General features: G+C 43.8%; 14 protein-coding genes and 1 riboswitch. Of the genes, 10 read left to right on the top strand and 4 right to left on the bottom strand.

Translation table 11 applies throughout. The features are described 5' to 3' along the window. Position 1 precedes the first annotated feature (1 nt). The 4 genes from FFM57_RS02375 to FFM57_RS02360 form a co-directional block, all read right to left on the bottom strand. Positions 2–1,621 carry a DUF1538 domain-containing protein gene (locus tag FFM57_RS02375; protein ID WP_212741475.1) on the bottom strand — a complete coding sequence of 540 codons (1,620 nt, stop codon included), beginning with the start codon at positions 1,619–1,621 and terminating at the stop codon, positions 2–4. 137 nt (positions 1,622–1,758) lie between these two features. Further along, on the bottom strand, positions 1,759–2,508 hold the full coding sequence (locus FFM57_RS02370; protein WP_137598987.1) for an ABC transporter permease: 750 nt from the start codon (positions 2,506–2,508) through the stop codon (positions 1,759–1,761). A 29-nt stretch (positions 2,509–2,537) separates the two neighbouring features. Continuing rightward, the gene (locus FFM57_RS02365; RefSeq protein WP_137598927.1) at positions 2,538–3,341 is read right to left on the bottom strand and encodes an ABC transporter permease; all 804 of its coding nucleotides are present in this window, start codon (positions 3,339–3,341) and stop codon (positions 2,538–2,540) included. Next, positions 3,338–4,312, bottom strand: coding sequence for an ABC transporter ATP-binding protein (locus FFM57_RS02360; RefSeq protein ID WP_137598926.1), 975 nt, complete (start codon positions 4,310–4,312; stop codon positions 3,338–3,340). Before FFM57_RS02360 ends, FFM57_RS02365 begins: the two co-directional genes overlap by 4 nt. A gap of 256 nt (positions 4,313–4,568) precedes the next feature. Further along, positions 4,569–4,673: riboswitch (TPP riboswitch) on the top strand. A gap of 64 nt (positions 4,674–4,737) precedes the next feature. Here FFM57_RS02360 and cytX point away from each other — a divergent pair. The 10 genes from cytX to FFM57_RS02310 all read left to right on the top strand — a co-directional run bounded on the left by cytX (position 4,738) and on the right by FFM57_RS02310 (position 15,948). After that, a complete protein-coding gene (cytX, locus tag FFM57_RS02355) occupies positions 4,738–5,913 on the top strand; it encodes a putative hydroxymethylpyrimidine transporter CytX (protein WP_137598925.1) in 1,176 nt (391 codons plus the stop codon). After that, entirely contained in the window at positions 5,894–6,718 is an 825-nt protein-coding gene (gene thiM / locus FFM57_RS02350; RefSeq protein WP_137598924.1) for a hydroxyethylthiazole kinase, read from the top strand. Before cytX ends, thiM begins: the two co-directional genes overlap by 20 nt. Next, a complete protein-coding gene (thiE, locus tag FFM57_RS02345; protein WP_137598923.1) occupies positions 6,705–7,355 on the top strand; it encodes a thiamine phosphate synthase in 651 nt (216 codons plus the stop codon). Before thiM ends, thiE begins: the two co-directional genes overlap by 14 nt. Beyond that, a complete protein-coding gene (thiD, locus tag FFM57_RS02340; RefSeq protein ID WP_137598922.1) occupies positions 7,352–8,173 on the top strand; it encodes a bifunctional hydroxymethylpyrimidine kinase/phosphomethylpyrimidine kinase in 822 nt (273 codons plus the stop codon). Before thiE ends, thiD begins: the two co-directional genes overlap by 4 nt. A gap of 85 nt (positions 8,174–8,258) precedes the next feature. After that, positions 8,259–8,765, top strand: a complete 507-nt coding sequence (locus FFM57_RS02335) for a folate family ECF transporter S component (protein ID WP_170999861.1) — start codon at positions 8,259–8,261, stop codon at positions 8,763–8,765. 127 nt (positions 8,766–8,892) lie between these two features. Beyond that, positions 8,893–9,921: a plasmid pRiA4b ORF-3 family protein gene (locus FFM57_RS02330; RefSeq protein WP_170999860.1), complete on the top strand. Its 1,029-nt coding sequence runs from the start codon at positions 8,893–8,895 to the stop codon at positions 9,919–9,921. An 89-nt stretch (positions 9,922–10,010) separates the two neighbouring features. Next, positions 10,011–11,759 carry a DNA-binding protein gene (locus FFM57_RS02325; protein ID WP_137598986.1) on the top strand — a complete coding sequence of 583 codons (1,749 nt, stop codon included), beginning with the start codon at positions 10,011–10,013 and terminating at the stop codon, positions 11,757–11,759. A 63-nt stretch (positions 11,760–11,822) separates the two neighbouring features. Beyond that, the gene (locus FFM57_RS02320; protein ID WP_137598919.1) at positions 11,823–12,215 is read left to right on the top strand and encodes an HIT family protein; all 393 of its coding nucleotides are present in this window, start codon (positions 11,823–11,825) and stop codon (positions 12,213–12,215) included. Between the two features lie 213 nt (positions 12,216–12,428). After that, a complete protein-coding gene (locus tag FFM57_RS02315; RefSeq protein WP_137598918.1) occupies positions 12,429–14,180 on the top strand; it encodes an ABC transporter ATP-binding protein in 1,752 nt (583 codons plus the stop codon). Beyond that, a complete protein-coding gene (locus FFM57_RS02310; RefSeq protein WP_137598917.1) occupies positions 14,167–15,948 on the top strand; it encodes an ABC transporter ATP-binding protein in 1,782 nt (593 codons plus the stop codon). The genes FFM57_RS02315 and FFM57_RS02310 overlap by 14 nt, the downstream gene beginning before the upstream one ends. The last annotated feature ends 70 nt before the right edge of the window (positions 15,949–16,018 follow it).

Below are 16,018 nucleotides of genomic sequence, written 5' to 3'. Positions count from 1 at the left end.
GCTACTCTCCTTCTTCTTCCATCAGTTCTGCCAAGTGGAATTTCTCGTCGGCAATATCTTGGGCTTCCTGTTTTGCTGCTCTGCTCTCATATAGGATACCTAAAACTTGCACAGCAATCAATGGGGTGACAGAAATAAAGGCGATAATACCAAAGCCATTGGTTAAAACGGATTGGGCGTTGGCTGGATCTTGCAGCGCTACCGCTTGGGCGATTCCTAGCGTTAAGGGGGTTAAAAAGGCGGAGGTTAACGCGCCACCAGTCACACCACCAGAATCAAAGGCGAGGCTAGTAAAAAGTTGAGACGAAGGTTTCATTAAGAGGACGGCAACCAGGTAAAGAGGGGCTAAAAAGAAGAGAATATTGATACCCGTTAAAATTTTAACCACCGACAAGACTACCGCACAACCAATTCCTAAGGCTAAGGTTAAACGAATGGTCATCTTTTTGATATGGCCGTTAGTCAGTTCTTCTAATTGGTCCCCTAAGACGGTTACGGCGGGTTCAGATAAAGTAATAGCCATGCCTAAAAAGAAGCTGATAATCAGCAATATGTAGCGGAACCACGAAGGCCGGGCAGGATCTAAGAAGACTTCCCCGATATATTTTCCGGCAAAGGCAAAACCGTAATCAATTCCCGAAAGGAAAACTAGTAAACCAAAATAAACGAGAATTGCCCCCAGCATTAAATGAATAAATTTTTGCCGTGGGAGTTTGACAATAAAAATTTGAAAAGGGATAAAAGCTAAGAGGACGGGTAATAAAGCTAAAGCGACGGCGACAACGTTATCTTGGAGAATACTCATAAAACCACCACTAATGGCGGGATCATAGATATCGTTTAAAGGGAGATTCCCTTGGCGACTGATGAACAGATACAAGCCGTAAAGGAAAATGGCGATAATGGGACCAATGGACGTAATACCAATAATTCCAAAGGTTTCGTCATTAGACTTGCGTTTGGATAAAGTTTGCGAGACGCCGATTCCTAGAGCCAAGATAAAGGGGACCGAAACATCGCCGGTGGTAGCGCCACTGGCATCAAAGGCTAAGCCGACAAATTCTTCTGGCACAATTAAAATCATGGCAAACACAAAAGCATAGGCCAAGGCAAAGATTTTTTTGATGGACCAGTTTTTCATTAGACGCAAGAGGGCAAAGCCGACAGAAAGGCCGGTGCCGGCGCTGGCTAACCAGACAAAGGCGTGAATGTCCACCGCGTCTAAGACGAGATGTGTCTGCCGCGCTAAAACTTCTAAAGCTGGTTCGGCGACGGTCACGACAAAACCAAAGACGATACCGCACAGGACGATGAGCCAAAGGTTTTTCAATTTAATCAAGGACTGACCGACAATTTTACCAATGGGCAAGATGCTAGACTCTAGTCCGACTAAAAAGAGAGTCTGGCCAACAGTTACGGCCAAGTAACCAATCAAAAGCTTCAAGTAATCAGCTGGGTCAGCTAGGGGCGCGATAAAAACGCAGACTAAAAGAACAATGGCTGCTAAAGGTAAGGAAGAAAAGATCGTCTCTTTAAATGTGATTAATAAATTCTTAATACGGGACACCTCCATTTTTTTAGCTAAAAAAACAAAAACACTTCCTATATATAATGTTAACATTAAAAAAACGCTTTTTCAAAGCTCAGCTCTAAGAAATAGTCAAAAAAGTTAAAAGAATTTATTTTTATTTGCAGAAAGTTGGTAGGAGTAGATAATAAAAAACTGCGCAACGACAGCTGTTACGCAGTTGAGAAATTTTATGAGCCAGTAGATTGATATTTTTTTAAACCGTAGCGCCAACACCAACGAGTCGGCAAGGCAAAAACCAAACATAAAAGCGGGGAGATGATGAGCCAAGGATTGGTGGTGCGACCTAATAAATATAAAAAAGGATAATATTGGAACCAAGCCATGGGAATGACGAAGGTGAGGATGCGCAAAACATTTTTACCATAAATACTAAAAGGGTAGCGCCCAAATTCCCGTGCGCCATCGGTAAAAATATTCATAAACTCTAGTCCTTCCAACGTGAAAAAGGCGATGGCAGCATAGAGAATAAAAAGCATGAAGAAAAGAGCGGTGCCACAACTAATCATTAAAAATAAAGTAAGGACTTTAGCGCCGGTCCAGTTGACCCCGCTTTGGGGCAGCGCATACGCAAAAATAACTAAGGATTGCAAGACGCGACCGAGGCGGGTGAACTCCATCTTGTTGGCTAAGACTTGGAAAATCAGGGAACGAGGGCGCACTAACGCCCGGTCAAACTCGCCGTTACTAATCATTTGGGGAAATAAATCAAAACCGCGACCGAAACATTCCGCCAAAGAAAAAGCCAAGAGCACAGTGGCAAAGGCTAGGAGCACTTCGGAAAAAGTAAAATTTTCCACTTGGGAAAAACGAGTAAACATAAACCACACGCCTAAAAAGGCCGTGAAGGAAGTTAAAATTTGGCCTAGCATGGTTAAGGCAAAAGAAACTTTGTACTGCATTTGACTATTGAGGTGCATGGCAAAATATTTTAAATAAAGTTTCACAGCTAACCTCCTTGAACGATGACTTTTTTAGTTGCGCGTTGCAACCAAAAGTGACCAATGACAACTAAAGTGACGAGCCAAAAAAGTTGTAGCGCAATTGCTTGCCAAAGAGCAGTGCCAGTTAAATTCCCACTATAGATGCGTAGCGGTACATTTTGCACTGCGGCAAAAGGTAAGAGCTGGGCAATTTGGCGAAAAGGGGCGGGGAAAAAAGGCAAAGGAATCACGCCACCAGCTAAAAAATCTCCTAAAGAAGCCATAATCATCCGCACGCCTAACGAAGACAGCGTATAGAAAGTAAAAGTATAAATTAACATGGAAAGCGCCACGACGACGCCTAAACTTAAAATGCTAGAGGCTAGAAAAAGGATTAAAGTTAAAAAATTTTGCGGCAAACGTAAACTGTAAGGCGCCGGGAGTAAAAAGGCGATGATTAAAATAGGTGCACAGCGCAGGAGGGCTTTTGCTAAGCGATTGCCACAAGATTGGGCGAACCAGCGGCTGTATAAGTTCATGGGACGTACTAATTCGTAGGCGATGGCGCCACTAGTAATGGCTGAAAAAATTTCATTTTCAAAGAACCAAAGCATAAATAAAGACAAGAAAGCCTGTTGTAACCAAATATAGGATGTCGTTTCCTGAAAGGTCATGGGAAACGCGCTGGGGTCGGCTTGGTAAAAGGCGCGATACGCCAAAAGCGACATGATTCCCCAGACAAATTGGGTCACCATACCGGCTAGGGCGGCCGAACGATATTGCAAAGTATTACTAAAACGAATGCGGAAAAGTGCTTGGAATTTTTTCATATCTGGTACTCCTGATAGAGTTTGGCTACCATTTCTTCAGCGGTGATACTCGTGATGGCTAAATCTAAAATGGTCACTTCTTGACTGAAAAAAGCCACAGCGTCAGCTACAGAAAGCTCGTGAGGATTCAACTGACAAACTGCTCGCCCGTTAGTTTGTTCTTTTAAGGTTAAGCCGCAGGGCAGAGTTGGGAGTTTCCCCGCGTATTCCACCGTTAACATTTTACTAGCGGCGAAGTGTTGCTTTAAAGAAGGCAGGTTACCATCTAATAAAATTTCACCACGACCAATTAAAATAATCCGCTGTGCCAAGGCTTCAATGTCTTGCATATCATGGGTGGTGAGAATGACAGTGGTCTTTTTTTCAGCGTTGAGCTTTTGAATGAATTTGCGCACCGCAATTTTCGAGACCGCATCTAAGCCGATTGTCGGCTCATCTAAAAATAAAATTTTTGGATCGTGTAAGAGGGAGGCGGCTAGTTCACAGCGCATCCGTTGACCTAAACTTAAGGTACGGGCCGGTGTTTTTAAAAGCTCTCCTAATTGCAAAAGTTCCGTCAGTTCGGCTAAATTTTTTTGGTACTGGGGATTCGGAACGCTATAAATATCACGAATTAGTTCAAAACTATCGGCTACCGGCACGTCCCACCACAGTTGACTGCGTTGCCCAAAGACGACGCCGATTTCTTGAGTGTGAGCTGTGCGTTCTAACCACGGCGTGCGCCCATTGATGACGCAACGCCCGCTATCGGGTGTCAGGACCCCACATAAGGTTTTAATGGTGGTGCTTTTGCCAGCACCATTAGGACCGATGTAGCCTACCATCTCGCCATCATTAATCGTGAAGCTAATGTCTTTTAAAGCGTGCAAGGTAGTGGTCTCCCGGTGAAAAAGGGCTTTGGTGGCGTTTAAAAAACCACTTTGACGTTTCGCCACTTGAAAAGATTTACTCAGGTGCTCTACTTGAATCATTTGGATTCCTCCTTTTATTGAATGGTTGGCAGTTTTACTAAGCGCCAAAAAAGAGTATTCACCAAGGCAAATACTCAAAAGAAGTTGGTCCAAACGAACATGGTGCGCCTTCAGCGGTTCGTCAGCCAAACAAGGATATTCAGTGTACCACTAGGAAAAAAGTTTTTCAAGGCGTTACTGGCTGATTTTTAGGCGCAAGAAGATTCAAGGGGATAAATTGACTTTTAACAGTGAAAGACGTATACTGACTGCGAATTAAATAAGCACGGGGAGCTTGTAGGCAGGCTGAGAGGAAGTCATTAACTTCGACCCATAACCTGATTTGGATAATGCCAACGGAGGGACGTTTACGCTGACTTTTTGCGGGAGGATTCCAACAGGGATGCTCTCTTTTTTTTGTCCGCAAGTTCCACAAGGAGGAAGACGTGGAAAAACAAACGAGTGTTACGGCAAATGGTCTGCTGTGGTTTGGGGCCGCAATTTCCATTGCCGAAATGTTATCAGGAACTTTCTTTGCTTCTTTAGGCTGGCAAAAGGGTTTACTAGCCATTGTTATTGGCCATCTGCTAGGTGGCGCTTTAATGTTAGGAGCAGGTTTAATTGGCGGCAAGTTGCGGCAAAATGCTATGACCACAGTAGCGCGTTCTTTTGGGAGTAAAGGTGGACAGTTTTTTGCTGGACTTAATGTTTTACAATTAATCGGCTGGACGGCCGTGATGATTTTAAGCGGCGCGCAGGCTTGCCAATTATTTTTACCTTTATCCACCGCTTTTTGGGTTATCGTCATTGGTGGTTTAACCGCAATCTGGGTTCTGGTGGGCTTAGGGAATCTGACGAAACTGAATAGTTTGGCGATGGCGAGCTTACTAGCGGCCGTTTTATATTTGAGTTTCTTATTGACAAAGGGGAGCACGGCAAGCGTTCCTAGCAGTGAACTAACTTTTGGTGGTGCCGTGGAATTAGCCATTGCCATGCCTTTGTCGTGGTTGCCGCTGATTTCGGATTACACCAGTGTCGCGCAAAAGCCAATTAAAAGTACTTGGGTCAGCGTCATTATTTATAATCTTACTAGTAGTTGGATGTATTTTGTCGGCATGATGGGGGTCTTAGTCACGGGGCAAGAAGAAATTGCCGCCATGATGAAAAGTTTTGGTTTAGGGGTGGTGGCACTAATTATTATCGTCTTATCTACCGTCACCACCACTTTCCTTGATGTTTACTCTGCGGGGATTAGCAGTCAGACAATTTGGACTCAAACGAAAGCAAAGACAGCCGGTCTACTTGTTTGTGTGGTGGGGATGGCGATTGCCCTTTTTGTTCCCATGGCGTTTTACGAAAACTTTTTATATTTGATTAGCTCCGTTTTTGTCCCCATGATTACCATCCAAATTGTTGATTTCTTCTGGTTCCGGAAAAAGGCTCAAGGAAATTGGCAAGTAGGGAATTTTATTTTGTGGACTTTAGGCTTTATTATCTATCAAGTCTTTTTGCAAATGGCAACGCCTTTTGGCAGCACTGTGCCGGTGGTGTTGATTGTTGTCGGTGGTGCTTTGATCCATCATATTTTAAGGAGGAAAAAAGATGTTAAACGTTTGTCTTGAAAATGTCCGTCAGGTTCAACCTTTGATTCATAATATTACCAACTATGTAACGGTGAACGATTGTGCCAATATTTTGTTAGCGGTGGGGGCCGCCCCCATTATGGCTGATGATATTGCAGAAGTAGCCGATATTACCACTATTTGTGGCGGTCTCAACTTGAACATCGGCACGTTAAATGAACGGACGATTGCTGCCATGCTTCAGGCCGGTCAAACCGCCAACCAGTTAAAGCATCCCGTCTTACTGGATCCCGTTGGTGTGGGGGCGTCGGCTTTACGGACGACAACAGCAGAGCAATTATTGCGGGAAGTTCAATTCACCGTAATTCGCGGCAATATTTCAGAAATAAAAATGTTAGCTTTGGGTGCTGGTTCCGTGCGGGGCGTTGATGCCGACTTGGCCGACCAGTTAACGCCTGCTAACCAAGCACAAGTGATGGCTTTTGCCCAAAAGTTTAGTCAACAAACTGGGGCCATAATTGTTATCACGGGACCAACAGACGTCATTGCCAGTGGCGAAAAAGTCGCGTTAGTACAAAATGGTGTGGCTACAATGGCGCAAATTACCGGTTCAGGTTGTATGTTGAGTGCTTTATTGACGGCTTGTGTGACAGCTAACCCGCAAGATGTTTTTGCTGCTAGTGTCATGGGGGTCGCCTTAATGGGCTTAGCTGGCGAGCGGGCGGAAGTGAAACGTGTCGCCCAACAAGCCGGCAATGCGAGCTTCCGCAACTTTTTAATTGATGAAATTGGTTTAATCACGCCAGAAATTTTAGCAGCAGGTGCCCGCTATGAGCTTTACTAAAAAGAATTTATTATTGTATGGTGTCACCGACCGAGCTTGGTTAGGGGGACGCACGCTAGCCGAATGTGTAGAAGCAGCCATCCTAGGTGGGGTGACCTGTATTCAGTTGCGGGAAAAACATTTAGCTTTTTTGGAGTTTGTGGCGTTAGCCAAAGAAATTCAAGTTGTCTGTCGCAAGTATCACGTGCCTTTGATTATTAATGACAACTTAGCGGTGGCTGAAGCGGTGGATGCTGATGGGCTCCATGTCGGCCAAGATGATTTAAATGTCGCGGCGATTAAAGCTCAGTGGCCCGGAAAAATTGTCGGCGTTTCCGCGCAAACGGTCGCCCAAGCGCTGCAAGCCGAAAAAGAAGGCGCCGATTATTTAGGCGTAGGGGCTGTTTTTGCAACCGATACGAAAGCTGATGCGGTGGCGGTGCCTTTAGCGACGCTACAGGCGATTACGGCGGCGGTGACGATTCCCGTTTGCGCCATTGGGGGGATTCATCGCCAAAATATTGCCCAATTGTACACCACCGGCATTGACGGCGTGGCGTTAGTCTCAGAAATTTTTCAACAGCAAGATATTCAAGAAAATGCGCAAGCTCTACGTCAATTGGTGGCACCTTTCAAGCAAGGAGGAAGCAACGCATGAAAAAAGTTTTAACGATTGCCGGTTCAGATTCCAGTGGCGGTGCGGGGATTCAAGCGGACTTAAAAACGATTGCTGCCCATAAAATGTACGGCATGAGTGTCATCACCGCCTTAACGGCGCAAAATACCCAAGGGGTGCGCGCCGTGCAAGAAGCAACCCCGGAATTTGTCGCCCAACAAATCGACGCCGTCTTTCAAGATATCGTCCCAGATGCGGTGAAAGTTGGCATGGTGTCCAGTAGCGAAATCATTGCCGTTATTGCTGAAAAGATGCAAACCTACCACGTCAAACGTCTAGTGGTGGATCCTGTGATGGTGGCCACCAGTGGCAGCGTCCTTTTACAGCCCAGCGCCGTAACTAATTTAACGACGCTCCTCTTTCCCTTAAGCACGGTGATTACACCGAATATTTTAGAAGCTGAATTTTTGTGGGGACAAAAAATTACTAGTAAAGAAGAAATGATGGCTTGTGGCGCTGCATTGGCGCAAAAATTTCAGTGCAGTGTCTTAGTTAAAGGCGGACACTTGGTAGAAACCGCCAATGACTTTTTATACGACAAAAAAAATGGGGGCCAGTGGTTTACGGGAGAACGGATTGCTAATCCTAATACGCACGGCACGGGCTGTACCTTATCTTCCAGTATTGCTTGCGAATTAGCTGCGGGTGTCCCCTTAAATAAGGCGGTAGCCGCTAGCAAAAAGTATTTAACTGGCGCTTTAAAAGCCGGCTTAAACTTAGGGCAGGGCTCAGGTCCTTTAGATCATTTGTATAACTTACAGCGAAGGGATGTCCTAGCTGCGGCAAAGAACGAACGTTAAGACTCTAAAAAATATTTTTGCCTAGAAAAAAATAGAGGGCCGTTTAAATGTCTGCTACAATCAAGCCCATGAAGGAGGCATAATGATGACTAAAAATCCGGCCAAACAACTAGCTCTTGGCGCTGTATTTATTGCGCTGGAAACTTTATTAGGCAGTGTTTTTTCGCTGCAATTTTTATTGACGAAAATTTCTTTTAGCTTCGTGTTAATGATTATTGCCGGCTACTTTTTCTCGCCTTTCATGGCGGGCTTACTTAGTGGTGTGAGCTACACGCTAGGGATGTTGCTTTTTCCTAAATTTCCTTTTTTCTTAGGCTTTAGTTTTTCGGCCTTTTTAGCCGGCGTTCTCTTTGCGTATTGCTTACAAAAAGCTGCCACGTGGTGGTCCATCATAGGGGTGAACTTCTTGGTGACTTTTGGAATTTATCTGGGCTTTAATAGCTGGTGGTTACATTTACTTTATGGCACTAGTTGGTCAGTACTCTTGACGACCCGAACACCGCAAGAGGTGGTGACCTTTGGAATCTATGTCTTGGTGACGACCATGGTGCTTAAAATTCCTACGTGGTCCCGTTTGGCGCAAAAAGTTTGAAATATCTCAAGTAAAAAGAAGAGGAGCAAGACTCTTCTTTTTTTATTTTGATGACAAAATATGGAAAAACAATTGTTGTGGCGGAGTATTTCGAGTAGAATAAAGGCAATTCATGGGAGGTGGCTTAATGTCCATAAAAAAATTGGACCTGGCAGCATTAATGGAAGCTTTTATGCAAGATTTACCGGAAGTCTTTTTTATGGGACCACAAGTAAATTTGGAAGTGCTGGAAGAAACGATGGATTTCTTCTTCCAAGGTTTTGGTCCACAAGTAACTATCGCAATGTTGACCCAACCGGAAAATTTCCGACACGTCTATTTGAAATTTTTACCCACTAACTTGCCGGTTTTTCCCGAAGAGGCGGTGGCTTCAGTGCTTGCTTTGAAACATTTTTATCACACGCTCTTTCGTTTACAACTGTTAAGTAAAGAGCGCTACCAAGATTTTTTACTGCTGTTACAAGAGCAACAAGGAAACTTTTTAGAGGCCATGAGTCAATTTAGCGTTTGGTCAGAAGAAAAGGTGGCAGTCTTAAACGCCATCGTGGAAGATAGCGACCTGGTGTCCGCTGATGAAGATTTGCCTTACGTTGAAAAAAGAAAAAGTATTGCCGGTAGTAACGTCATTGCCTTTCCAGGCCTGATAAAACCTGCAGACAAACGGGAAGTAAAAGCACCAATTTTTCCAGGTGGTTTTCAAGTTCGCATTGATTTAGCTGACAGCAAGCCACCGATTTGGCGGCGACTTTTATTGCCGGGAGATCTGACTTACGAAACGCTGCATCAGGTCATACAAACGCTTTTTGCCTGGGACGATGATCATTTGTATTTGTTTCACGCCGGTGACCGGTTAATTCGCAGTCCTTATACGGAACCTTTTGGTGAGCTCAAAGAAAGTATCGCGCAAGAAGCGTGGCTCGCTGAAGACTTCCACAAGTTAAAAAAAGTCGATTACCTTTACGACTTTGGTGCCGATTGGCAATTAACGATTAAAATCGAAAAAATTTTGACCGCAGCAGAAGTGGTCACCGTCCCGCAGTGTGTGAAAGGCAAAGGCGTGGCGCCTTTAGAAAACGGGAAAGTGCCCACCACAGCATTTGATTTGGAAGCTGTGAACCGCAAGTTAGCTAAAATTGGCGAAGATTTGCCCTTTTAGTTCAACTCCGTCTTAAGACGGATACCCTAGCGTCAGAATTTTGGTATACTCTGGCCATTAACAAATGAAAAAGGGAATGGGTGAAAAAAATGTTTTTAGACTTTGTACAATTAACGGCCCTCTTTGGGCTAGGAATTTTAGGCACCAGCTTAATTTCCATTTGGTTTTTTAAGAACGCCCACAAAAAGTTTGTCATTCTTTTAACTTTAGTGGAACTCTTGTTGCTAGGGGCTTTCTGTTATTTCGTGTTGCCTAATAAAAACTTGTCAGGTATGCTAACCGTCAATATTTTAGGAGCAATGGTGAATAGCGGTTTACTCCTAGTCTTATGGCAAGGACTGTTGTCGCGAGAAAAGCGCAATATTACGCGCAATTGGCCGGCGCTTTTACTAGGGGCCAGTATCGGCGCTTTTGTTTTACTGTTAGGCATCAGCTTTGTCACGAGCTTTACCAGTGTCGATGAAGTGTACGGCACGATTCCAGTGACGACCGAAGAAGAGAGCGAGAAGCTAGCTTCCACGACAGAAACCCCGATTGCATTAGCACCGGCTACGGCCAAACGTAAAATGCTCCAACACTTTTCCGTGATTCCCAACTCCAATATGTTTTCCTTAGACGGCATCACCGCCCAAAAAGTAAACGGCGAATACGTCTATGTGGCTACAGTGGAATTTAACGGCTTTTTCAAATGGTTGAAGTTAAAAGAAGTTCCCGGGTACTTTATGATTTCGGCTACTGATGTGAATGCCCAACCAAAATTTGTAGAAAAAGCCATCAAGTATTCGCCTAATGCTTATTTCGGAAAAGACGCTGCCCGCAAGATTTATGCCGCCTTTCCTGGCTATGCCTCAACGGGGACCATCAACTTAGAATTAGATGATGATGGCAATCCTTTTTATGTCCAAACGTTGTACAAAGAGTACGGCGTATCCGGCAAGATGCACTACAACGAATTTAAAACGGCGGTCTTAAACGCGCAAACCGGCGACGTAAAACTTTACGATTCCACAAAAGCACCAGAATTTATCGATGCGCCGGTCACCAGTTCGGCTGCTGACAGCATGAACACCTACTTTGGTCGTTATAGCCAAGGCTGGTGGAATCAAACGAGTTTTGGCTCTAAAAAAGACGTGAAAATTCCTACTGAAAATGGCGTTTACGCTTCCGGTCGGATTACACCGCTTTTAAGTAAAGATGGCGATTTATTGTACTTCACGGACTTTACTTCTGAAGACAATAATCAAGATTCAGCGTTAGGTTACACGTTAGTTAATGCCCGTACCGGAAAAATGGTTTACTACCGCGACACGAGTATTGGCTTAATGGATAGTGACGGAGCCATTTCTTTAGCGGAAAAAGTTTACCCTGAGAAAAAATGGGATGCCCAAATGCCGGTCTTATATAATGTGGATGGCGTGCCAACCTGGATTGTTTCCCTCTTAGACAGCAAAGGGATTTTCAAAAAATACGTCTACATTAACGCGGTGGATAACGACATCGTGGTAGATGGGGATACAGCTCAAGGCACCTTAGACAGCTATCGTTTGAAACTAGCTACTTCCGGTAGTAACAACGAAAATACTAGTGACACAGCTTTAACCACCATCACTGGCACCATTGAACGAGTGCAAGTGTTAGGCACAAGCCAAGCTACGACGGTTAATTTCTTAGTGCAAGAACAAACGACGGTCTTCACCATCAATGCGCAAAATAATCCTTACGCCATGTTCTTACAAGCTGGCGATACGGTAACGTTTAAAGCTAACGTAACGCAAGGCCAACAAATCGCTACGGTTCAAGACTTATCCATTGAAAATATTACTCAAGACGATCAATAGTCTGAGAAGAAAGGGGCGCTAGTTCGCCCCTTTTTCCTACGCTGAAGGAGAAAGGAGTACACGATGCATTGCATTTTTTGTCAGGACATCAAAGAAACGGAAAAAATATTCGTGACGTCTGATTTTTTCGGTGTTTTTGATCTTAACCCAGAACAAGCCGGACATCTCCTGATTATTAGCCGGCGTCATGTCATGAAGCTGACTGATTTAAATCCACAAGAAGTTGCCGCCTTCTTTCCTTTAGTCCAAAAATGTGTGGCTATTTTAGAAAGAAACTTTCCCGTGTTAGGAACAACTGTGGTGCTGAATAATGGGGGAGCGATGGATGAGGGCGTTCATTTTCACGCTCATTTGATTCCCCGTTACGCAAATGATCAATTTTGGCAAGGACGAGTGGTGCAACAACACTCCTTAGCCGTTGCTAAATGGCGTCAGCTTTTAAGTGAATTGTCCTAAAAAAGTTAGCATTCCTCGTCGGAGTGCTAACTTTTTTGTTTTTAAATCTTTTTTGCGGGGCTTTTTTCAGGGAGGTTCGAATTTTGACATCAAGCGGTTGCATAGAGAATACATCTGGTTTGTCAAACTCTTATAATACACTATGTTTAAAAAAAAGAAAGCGGCTTACTGTGAGCAGTTTTCAAAATTTATGGGAAACAAAGGAGAGTAACGATGAATAATTACCAATGGATTTGGCAATTTGTGCGGCCCAACAAAAAGCGTTTAGGTTTGGCTCTTATTTTAATTCTAGTCAACGCCGTACTGATTCTCATTAATCCATACTTGACCGGGGTTTTGGTGGACCAAGTCATTGACAACAAGAAGCTGAATTTACTGGTGCCAATCCTTATTGTCATGGTGGGAGTCACCTTGGTGCGAACGACGGTGCGGTACACGTACCAAATTTTGTTTGAACGCACAGGCCAAAATACGGTCTATGATTTAAAACAAGCTCTTTACCGTAAGTTGCAAGAACTAGACTTCGACTTTTTCAATCACACCCGCGTCGGGGACATTATGGCGCGGATGACGGGGGATACGGATGCGATTCGCCACTTTGTTTCTTGGGTGGATTACCAGACGATTGAATGTGTCATTTGGTTCATTTGTGCCATTGTGGTGATGGGCTGGATTAGTTGGCCCTTGATGTTAGCCCTTGTGGCGGTCACCCCTTTAATTTTTATTTTCACGGTGTTAATGGCGAAAAAAGCACGGCCCCTCTTTTTAGAGATTCGTGAAAGCTTTTCCCGTTTAAACTCCATGGTGGAAGAAAATATCGGGGGCAACCGGGTGGTCAAAGCTTTTACCCGGGAAGATTATGAAATTCAAAAATTCAATGAGCACAACGAAGATTACAAACGCCGCAATATGGATTCGGCGAACGTCTCAAAGAAATATTTGCCGTGGTTAGATGGTTTTGCTTCCAGCTTAACGATTATTACTATCGTCTTTGGCGGGTCTTTAGTCATCGCCGGGAAAATGACTTTAGGAGATCTCGTGGCCTTTAACGGCTATTTGTGGATGCTGAATCAGCCGATGCGCATGAGCGGTTGGTTGATTAACGACGTGCAACGTTTCAATGCTTCTTGCGTCAAGATTCGCCAAATGCTAGGGACGGCACCAAAAATTTTACTGGAAGACAAACAATTGCAAGAACGGATTAAAGGGGATGTTAAGTTTGAAAATGTCAGCTTCCACTTTTCCGATGATCCCACGCATACGGTCTTACACGATATTTCCTTTACGGCCCACGTGGGGCAAACTGTCGGCATCTTAGGGGAAACGGGTGCTGGGAAGACGACCTTAGTAAACTTAATCGCTCGTTTCTACGATCCAACTTCTGGTGTGGTGGAAATTGATCAACAAAACGCCAAGACGTATCCGATTCGCAAACTGCGGGAAAGTATTGCCATGGTGATGCAAGATGTCTTCTTATTTTCTGATACCATTTCAGATAATATCGCTTTTGGGAATCCTCAAGCACCGGATAATTTTATTCGGAAAATGGCCAACATCGCCGATGCCGATTCCTTTATTTCTAAAATGCCAGAAGGATACGAGACCATTGTGGGTGAACGGGGCGTCGGACTTTCCGGCGGTCAAAAGCAACGAATCTCCCTAGCCCGTGCCTTAGTAAAAGATCCATCTATTTTGATTTTGGATGATACCACGTCAGCAGTGGATATGGAAACCGAAACTAAAATTCAAAAAGAGTTAACCCAATTAACTGAAAAGAAAACTACCTTCATTATTGCCCACCGGATTTCTTCAGTGCGGGATGCTGATTTAATTTTAATGATGGAAAAAGGTCATGTGGTGGAACAAGGAACCCATGAAGAGCTAGTGGCTTTAAAGGGTAAATACTACGAAGTGTATCAAAAACAATTAGGTTTATCAGGAGGTGAGACCAATGGCCCGAAATAAATATGACGTGGATGAAGAGCTAACCCAAGAGTTTAATTGGGGTCATTATCGCCGATTAGGCCAATATATTTTGCCCTACAAAAAGCGAATTGTAAAAATTTTAGCCGTGATTATCTTCGCCAACATTTGTGGCATGTTTGGGCCATATTTTACTAAGATTGCCATTGATGATGCGATTCCTAACGGCAAGTCCAGTCTCTTGTATTTAATTGGTGGCTTGTTCTTACTCACCTTGATTATTGTGGGCATCTGCATGCGCTACCGTATTTACCACATTACGGAATTAGGGCAAGATGTCTTAAAAGGCATGCGCTATGACATCTTCCAACATTTGCAAAAACTATCCTTCTCTTACTTCGATTCTCGTCCTCACGGCAAAATTTTAATTCGGGTAGTTAACTACATTAACACCTTAAGCGATTTGCTGAGTAACGGGCTGATTAACTTAATTTCTGATTTTTTCAACGTCTTCATTACTTTAATTTTTATGTTGGTGATTGATCCGAAATTAACCTTATACAGTTTAGTATTGATGCCCGTCCTTTTTGTCATGGTGATGGTGATTAAAACGAAACAACGGAAAGCTTACCAAGTGTTAAGTAATAAGCAGTCCAACTTAAACGCGTATATTCATGAAAGTATTGCCGGGATTAAAATCACCCAATCCTTTGCCCGTGAAAAAGAAAATTATAATATTTTTAATGGCATCAATGAAGAATATCGTACCTCTTGGATGCACGCGGTGAAAATTCAATTTCTTTTGTGGCCGGGGGTTACCAATATTTCCGTCATGGCTACCAGCTTAATTTACTTTTTAGGAATTCAACAAGTGGGGGTTCACGTTTCCACCGGGACGTTGATTGCCTTTATCGGTTACATCAATAACTTCTGGAATCCAGTTATTAATATCGGGAACTTTTATAATTCTTTGATTACCGCGACAGCTTACTTGGAACGGATTTTTGAAACGATGGATGAACAACCAGAAATCGTGGATGCCCCTGATGCAAAACCTTTACCAGCAATTGAAGGGGATATCACCTTTGACCACGTAACGTTTGGTTATGAAGCGGATAAATTAATTTTAAAAGATGTGGACTTCCACGTGCAGCCGGGGATGTCGGTGGCTTTAGTGGGACCGACTGGTGCCGGTAAGACCACCATTATTAACTTGTTGAGTCGTTTCTATGATGTCGACGCCGGGACGATTGCCATTGACGGCCACGATATCGCTCACGTTACTTTAGCCTCCTTACGGCAACAAATGGGGGTTATGCTCCAAGATACCTTTATTTTCTCCGGGACGATTTTAGAAAATATTCGCTACGGTCGTTTAGATGCGACGCAAGAAGAAATTGTTGCTGCCGCTAAAGTAGTGCGCGCGCATGATTTCATTATGGAATTAAAAGATGGCTACGATACGGTGGTGGAAGAACGGGGAAGCACCTTGTCTGCCGGTCAACGGCAACTGTTGGCTTTTGCCCGGACCTTACTAGCTAATCCGAAAATTTTAATTTTGGATGAAGCAACGTCTAGTATTGATACGAAGACAGAAGAACTATTGCAAGCGGGTCTCCAAGCCCTCTTAAAGGGGCGGACCTCCTTTATTATTGCTCACCGTTTGTCTACCATTAAAAATAGTGACCGCATCTTCTACATCGCCAACCAAACGATTCAAGAAGCGGGAACTCATGATGAGTTAATGGCCCAACGTGGCTTATACTATCATTTGTATCAATCGCAGTACGACTTAATTAAGATGCAATAACTAAAAATAAAAGCCAAAACCACTTTTTAGCCCGCCAAAAGCATGCTAAAAAGTGGTTTTTTTGCCGGAA

Source organism: Enterococcus nangangensis (assembly GCF_005405245.1).
Lineage (GTDB): Bacteria > Bacillota > Bacilli > Lactobacillales > Enterococcaceae > Enterococcus_J > Enterococcus_J nangangensis.
This window is presented reverse-complemented; position numbering and strand designations above follow the sequence as displayed.

Coding starts and splice junctions, on each gene's coding strand:
- FFM57_RS02310 (WP_137598917.1), top strand. CDS start 14,167: ATGGCCCGAAATAAATATGACGTGGATGAAGAGCTAACCCAAGAGTTT.
- FFM57_RS02325 (WP_137598986.1), top strand. CDS start 10,011: ATGTTTTTAGACTTTGTACAATTAACGGCCCTCTTTGGGCTAGGAATT.
- thiE (WP_137598923.1), top strand. CDS start 6,705: ATGAGCTTTACTAAAAAGAATTTATTATTGTATGGTGTCACCGACCGA.
- FFM57_RS02335 (WP_170999861.1), top strand. CDS start 8,259: ATGACTAAAAATCCGGCCAAACAACTAGCTCTTGGCGCTGTATTTATT.
- FFM57_RS02320 (WP_137598919.1), top strand. CDS start 11,823: ATGCATTGCATTTTTTGTCAGGACATCAAAGAAACGGAAAAAATATTC.
- FFM57_RS02360 (WP_137598926.1), bottom strand. CDS start 4,312: ATGATTCAAGTAGAGCACCTGAGTAAATCTTTTCAAGTGGCGAAACGT.
- FFM57_RS02365 (WP_137598927.1), bottom strand. CDS start 3,341: ATGAAAAAATTCCAAGCACTTTTCCGCATTCGTTTTAGTAATACTTTG.
- thiD (WP_137598922.1), top strand. CDS start 7,352: ATGAAAAAAGTTTTAACGATTGCCGGTTCAGATTCCAGTGGCGGTGCG.
- FFM57_RS02370 (WP_137598987.1), bottom strand. CDS start 2,508: ATGCACCTCAATAGTCAAATGCAGTACAAAGTTTCTTTTGCCTTAACC.
- FFM57_RS02315 (WP_137598918.1), top strand. CDS start 12,429: ATGAATAATTACCAATGGATTTGGCAATTTGTGCGGCCCAACAAAAAG.
- FFM57_RS02375 (WP_212741475.1), bottom strand. CDS start 1,621: ATGTTAACATTATATATAGGAAGTGTTTTTGTTTTTTTAGCTAAAAAA.
- FFM57_RS02330 (WP_170999860.1), top strand. CDS start 8,893: ATGTCCATAAAAAAATTGGACCTGGCAGCATTAATGGAAGCTTTTATG.
- thiM (WP_137598924.1), top strand. CDS start 5,894: ATGTTAAACGTTTGTCTTGAAAATGTCCGTCAGGTTCAACCTTTGATT.